This window comes from Prosthecobacter sp., assembly GCF_046154365.1.
GTDB lineage: Bacteria > Verrucomicrobiota > Verrucomicrobiia > Verrucomicrobiales > Verrucomicrobiaceae > Prosthecobacter.
In genome coordinates this window covers 1-4,103 of record NZ_JBJXFV010000012.1, presented here as the reverse complement: position 1 = coordinate 4,103, position 4,103 = coordinate 1, and the positions used below count along the sequence as shown (strand labels likewise).

Annotated in this window: 3 protein-coding genes; 1 reads left to right on the top strand and 2 read right to left on the bottom strand. The window is 62.1% G+C overall.

The window, feature by feature from the left end; translation table 11 throughout:
• Positions 1-93: 93 nt before the first annotated feature.
• Together ACKVY0_RS01740 and ACKVY0_RS01735 are read right to left on the bottom strand one after the other, a co-directional pair.
• Complete coding sequence (locus ACKVY0_RS01740; protein WP_409213060.1) at positions 94-861, bottom strand: hypothetical protein; 768 nt, start codon at positions 859-861, stop codon at positions 94-96.
• 49 nt (positions 862-910) lie between these two features.
• Positions 911-3,001 carry a TonB-dependent receptor plug domain-containing protein gene (locus ACKVY0_RS01735; RefSeq protein WP_409213059.1) on the bottom strand — a complete coding sequence of 697 codons (2,091 nt, stop codon included), beginning with the start codon at positions 2,999-3,001 and terminating at the stop codon, positions 911-913.
• Between the two features lie 356 nt (positions 3,002-3,357).
• Here ACKVY0_RS01735 and ACKVY0_RS01730 point away from each other — a divergent pair.
• The coding region (locus tag ACKVY0_RS01730; RefSeq protein WP_409213058.1) for a serine/threonine-protein kinase at positions 3,358-4,103 on the top strand (746 nt) is incomplete at its 3' end.

Here is a 4,103-nt window from a genome sequence, read left to right as displayed (position 1 = left end):
GGTAACCGCAGAGGATGGACGGTCGCAGAGGGCATCCGGCTCACTGAGTTTCCTCTGAGGTAAGGATGTCTGTCGCTGGTGTTCCAGCAGCAATTACTTGCCGAGCAGCTTTTTGAGAGCGCCGCCGCCGAGTTTGGCCTCGCCACCACCTTGCAGCAGGTTTTTGAGGGAGCCGCTGGCGCTGGCTTTGGCGGCTTCGGTGCTGATGCGGCTGAGAATTTGAGCGGTCAATTCCGCAGGGGAGATGCCAGCACCGCCTGAGCCGAGGTTCGTCAGGCGGATGTCCGGCAGGGTCACGTTCGCATTGGCTCCGGGTACGAGACCCGCAGCGCTGGCGCTGAGTTTGGCACCGGTGATGAGCAGTTCATCCACCTGGAGCTTGATGGATTTCTTGGGCTGGCTTTCGTCGGCTGGAGCGGGGGCGCTGGCGCCGCCGTTGCCGGACGCTGCGGTGCTCTGCTGGGAGGCGAAGCTCTTGGCGTTGTCAGCGATGTGCTTGAGGTTGGTGCCACCGAGGCCGGCTTCGAGATTGATCTCGGGATCGGCGATGCGGATGTGCTTGATGACGATTTTGTCCGTGCTGACGCTGGAAGTGTCCAGGGCCACCTCCGCTTTGCCGATGCGCACGGCACGTGGGCTGGTGAAGCCTTTGGGGTTGCCGATTTCAAAGCCTTCGATGATGCCAATGCCCGAGAACGGCGAGAGTTTCACGGCAGCCACCGTCACACTGGTCTGCACCACCGGCGGCGTGCCGGTCTCGATGCCATACTTGATCAGCCGGTCGATTTGCGACCAGCCATACCAAAGGCCGACGGCGATGAGAACCACGAGGACGACAACGATGCGGATGAGCCATTTCATAGGCGGCCATTTTTCCCAGCCGTCGTAGTCTGTAAAGCATCAAAAGCGGCTAAAACTTCACCGTCGCACCGAACGTGGCACCGAAGCCGGGTTCGTTGGAGCCGGAGCCGTGATAGCGGTAGGTTTGGTCGAGCAGGTTGTCGAGCGCGGCGGTGAGGATGAGGTTTTTTGTGACCTTGCAGCCGCCACGCAGGGTGAGCAGGATGAAGGCGGGCGTGCCGTTGGGCGGGATACGGGAGGTGTCGGCCTGGTCGGCGGTGTTCATGCGGCCGGTCTCGCCATAGGTCAGTCCGACGAGTTCGGTCCAGAAACGGCTGTCCTTCGTCTGCCAGCGCACCCCGCCGTAACCGACGAGCGGGGCGATCTTGCCGAGCGGCTCGCGCCGTGTCTGCGTGGTCAGGCCGATGAACTGGTCCGCCTCCCCCTCCACCCAGGCGATGTGGCCGAACACGCTCCAGTGCGGGTTCATCTGCCAGCGGGTGGAAAATTCCACGCCCTGCATGTAACCGTCGCCGCCGTTCGCTTTGCTGACCTGGCCCGGCACACCCGTGGCCCGACGCACGATGAGGTCTTCGATCTGGGTGAAGAAATAAGCGCAACTGGCGGTGACAGTCTCGGTCTGCGCCCTGAGGCCGATCTCATAAGTCAGGTAGGTTTCGGGATTCAGCGCGGTGGAGGGCACCTCGATGATGCCGGTGGCGGAAAAATCGTCGCGGGTCAGATCAGACATGTTGGGCGCACGGAAGGCCTGCGAGACGCCCCCGAAGAGCTGGTAATGGTCCCCCTCATCGAGATCGATGATGAAACGCGCACTAGCGGAGAAATTCTGCCATTCGTCGGAGTAGCTCGACTGCGCGAGGGTGACGGGATCGCGAAATTTACCCGCGTCTGCACGCACATGCGTAAACCTGCCGCCGAGCACGAAATGCATCCGCTCGCCGCAGTCGATCTCGTCCTGGAGGAAGATGCCGAGCAGGTCGTAGCTGGCGTCATCCGCCACCGCGCCGGCGAAGGCGTTGGCACCGTCGGTTTCGAGCCAGTCATGATAATAGTCGATGCCATAGACCAGCTTGCCGATGGGGGAAGTGCTCTCGAACTGGAGATCGACGCCGAGGGTGGTGAGATCGACGTCATTGAAACTGCGCACGCCTGGACCCGTGACACGGAATTGCTCCTCCGCCGCCGTCTGCACGGAGATGGTGAGGCTGGCGGCGTCAATGAGGCCGTCGAGGTCTTTGCCCGCCAGTCGCACATAGGACAGGCTGCGGCCCTGGTCGAACAAGCGAATGCGGTCGGTGCCGATGGTGGTGCCGTTGAAAGAGGTGCCGCTGGTGGTGGTATGCGTGCGCCACACATCGTTTTGCCGCACGTGCTGATGCACGGCGCTGAAGGTCCACTGGTCATCGAGCGCCACGTCGAGCCGCAGGTTGAAGGCCCATTGATCGTAGCCGGTGTTGCGCAGCTTGCGGCCGTCGCCGTCGGTCACATCACCGAACTGGCTGAGCGTGGCACCGAGATGCAGCCCCCAGCGCTGGCCTTCGCCGATGCTGCTTTCGAGGTGCTCGACGTGGCTGTGCTCCGCCGTGGAGTAGCGATAATCGGCCTGCCCACGCGCAAAGAAGCCGCCCTCGGCCTCGCTGAGATAGCCGGAATCCTTCGTAAAGGCGTTCACCGTGCCACCGATGGCGTCGCTGCCGTAGAGCGTGCCGCCTTGCGATGGCAGCACCTCGACACGACCGAGCGAGTATTGATCGATGGTGTTCCAGTACTGGTTCGGCCCTTCACGAAAGGTGGAGTTGTTGAAGCGAATGCCGTCGATCATCATCAGGTTGCGGAAACCGGTGAAACCACGGATGAAGGGCGACCCCTGGCCGTTGGCGGTCTTCTGTAGCATCACGCCGGGCGTTTCACGCAGCGCCTCGGGGAAGGTGCGCACCAATCGCTCCGCCATCTGTTTTTGGTCGAGAGTCTTCACCGCCGCAGGCACTTTAGACAGCGGACTGGCGCTGCGCGTGGCGGTGATGACGACTGCGGGGATGTCCTGCGGCTTCTTCGCCTTGTGCTTCTTTTCATCCGTCACTTCGGCGGCGAAGCTGGCGGTGGAAAAGGTGAGGAGGAGCGGGAGGGCGTATTTGCGCATGGGTGGGAAAAAGATGAAACCGCAATCAAGCAAGCGTTCCGCCGCTTGTCTTGATCCGCTTCGCATGAAGCGGGGGCTTGGACAGAAATGCGCCTGCCACCGGCATGGGTGGTCGGAAATTGACCGCTGAGGGCAGACTTGTTGCCAATCACATTGCTGAAGGCAGGAAGAATGCAGCAGCCCTGCACCGGATTCATCTCATGCTTGAATGATTCGCGCTTGTCACTGCTGCTCTGTTTCGTTAGAACCCATTCCACGTCTCTGACAATCCCTCTGCCTCTCCGGACTCCACACCACAGCGCACCACCGGCGGCAACTTCCGCTGGGAGCCGCCGACGCCTGAAGAACTCCAGGCCATGATGCCGGGCTATACGATTGAAAAAATCCTCGGCCGTGGCGGCATGGGCGCGGTGTATAAAGGCGTGCAGCAAAACCTCGACCGCACCGTCGCCATCAAGGTGCTGCCGCCGGGCGTGGAAAAAGAAGACCCCAGCTTTGCCGAGCGCTTCAAGAGCGAGGCCAAGCTCATGGCCAAGCTCAATCATCCCGCCGTCGTCGCCGTGTATGACTTCGGCACCACGCTTGGCGGCCAGTTGTACTTCGCCATGGAGTATGTGGATGGCAGCGATGTCTCCCAGATGATCCGCTCGCAGGGCAAACTACCGCCGGAGCACGCGCTGGCCATCACCGCGCATGTGTGTGATGCGCTCGCCGCCGCGCACGAGCTAGGCATCGTCCACCGCGACATCAAACCGGCCAATGTGCTGCTCAACATGAAGGGCCAGGTCAAAGTGGCCGACTTCGGCCTCGCCAAGGTCGAGGAACCCGGCCAGCACGGCCTCACCAAGACCGGCTACGCCATGGGCACACCCGACTTCGTCGCGCCCGAGGTGCTCATGCTCGGCGCACACATTGATGGCCGTGCCGATCTGTATGCCGTGGGTGTCATGCTTTATCAGATGCTCACTGGCGATGTGCCGCGCGGTGCCTTCAAGCCCGCTTCCGTGCGCATGCCCGGTCTCGATCGCCGCTACGACCCCATCATCATCAAAGCCATGCAGAGCGACCGCGAGGAGCGCTACCAGAGCAGCGCCGAACTCCG

Bases quoted from the DNA above. Each gene is read 5' to 3' on its own strand.
- ACKVY0_RS01740 (WP_409213060.1), bottom strand. From the start codon at position 861: ATGAAATGGCTCATCCGCATCGTTGTCGTCCTCGTGGTTCTCATCGCC.
- ACKVY0_RS01735 (WP_409213059.1), bottom strand. From the start codon at position 3,001: ATGCGCAAATACGCCCTCCCGCTCCTCCTCACCTTTTCCACCGCCAGC.